The sequence below is a fragment of the Brevundimonas sp. EAKA genome, assembly GCF_000698025.1.
GTDB classification, from domain to species: domain Bacteria; phylum Pseudomonadota; class Alphaproteobacteria; order Caulobacterales; family Caulobacteraceae; genus Brevundimonas; species Brevundimonas mediterranea_A.
Genome location: NZ_JMQR01000271.1, coordinates 1 through 654, shown reverse-complemented (window position 1 = coordinate 654; position 654 = coordinate 1). Strand labels below are relative to the sequence as shown.

The following is a 654-nucleotide window of genomic DNA, read 5'->3' as shown; positions in this document are numbered from 1 at the left end:
GCAGACGCCCTGGCGGCGCGGCTGGGGGTGGGCGAGCGGCATCTGCGGCGGCTGTTCCGCCAGCACCTGGGCGCGGCGCCGGTCAGCGTGGCCCAGACGCGGCGCGTGCTGCTGGCCAAACAGCTGATCCACGAGACCGACCTGTCGATGGCCGAGGTGGCGATGGCGTCGGGCTTCGGCAGCGTGCGGCGGTTCAACGAGACCTTTCAGGCCCTGTATGGCCGTCCGCCGTCGGAACTGCGGCGGCGCAAGGCGGAAGGCGAGGGCGGAGGCCCGGTGAAGCTGGGCCTGGCCTATCGCCCGCCCTATGACTGGAGCGCGATGATGTCGGCCCTGGCGGCGCGGGCCGTCCCGGACGAGGCGGTGGCCGACGGGGTCTGGCGGCGCAGGCTGCGGACGGCGACGGACGGGACGGACGGCGAGGTCTCCGTGCGGTTGGGGTCTGAGGGCAAGGCGGCGGTCGAGGCGCGGGTGGACGAGCTCAAGGCTCTGCCCGGCGTGCTGGCGCGGGTGCGGCGGGTGTTCGACCTGGCCGCCGATCCCGAGGCGATCCGGCGCGATCTGTCGGCGGATCCGGACCTGCGAGCGGCGCTTGAGGCCTGGCCGGGACTGAGGCCGGCGGGCGACTGGATCGACGCCGGAGAGGATGCGCCC

1 protein-coding gene is annotated in these 654 nt (G+C 74.8%); it reads left to right on the top strand.

The features are described from left to right. A partial coding sequence (locus tag ER13_RS17415; protein WP_035311460.1) for an AlkA N-terminal domain-containing protein occupies positions 1-654 on the top strand: 654 nt, incomplete at both ends.